Source organism: Frankia sp. CcWB2 (genome assembly GCF_977927585.1).
On the sequence record NZ_CDWRCM010000016.1, the window covers coordinates 24,398 to 24,891 of the forward strand.

Below are 494 nucleotides of genomic sequence, written 5' to 3' on the forward strand. Positions count from 1 at the left end.
AGCCGGGTCCGTCGTCACCGACGACATCCGGGCCGCGCAGGTCGTCGCCGGGGTGCCCGCCCGGCCGATCCACATCGCACCCGAGCACGCCGCACCCGAGCAGCCGCAACCCGAGTCAGGTGGGGCACACACGACGGCGAGGCTCGCCAGCCCTCCGCCCAGTCAGCGGGACGCCCCACCGTGTGGCTGATCCGCACCCCTGACCCGACTGCGCCCAACGGGCCCGGCGGCACCACCTCGGGCTCTACGATCAGCGTGTGGAGCGATGGTTCAACATGTCGGGTTGCGATAACGCGCGAGATCTGGGTGGGCTGCCTACCCTGGACGGTGCAACCACCCGATGGGGGGTGTTCCTGCGCACCGACTCCGTCCAGGCCCTGACGGGCGATGACGTGCTCACGCTGCGGGAGACATTCGGGCTACGCATGGTCATCGACCTACGGGCCAAGGAGGAGGCGGAGCGGGAGGGCCGCGGGCCGCTCGCCTACGAACCG

1 protein-coding gene and 1 pseudogene are annotated in these 494 nt (G+C 71.3%); both read left to right on the plus strand.

The genetic code is table 11. From position 1 onward, the window contains the following. Nucleotides 1-190, plus strand: a pseudogene (locus ACY45C_RS03415) (UDP-glucose 4-epimerase); the annotation flags it as partial. A 67-nt stretch (nucleotides 191-257) separates the two neighbouring features. Further along, the coding region (locus ACY45C_RS03420; protein WP_462186195.1) for a tyrosine-protein phosphatase at nucleotides 258-494 on the plus strand (237 nt) is incomplete at its 3' end.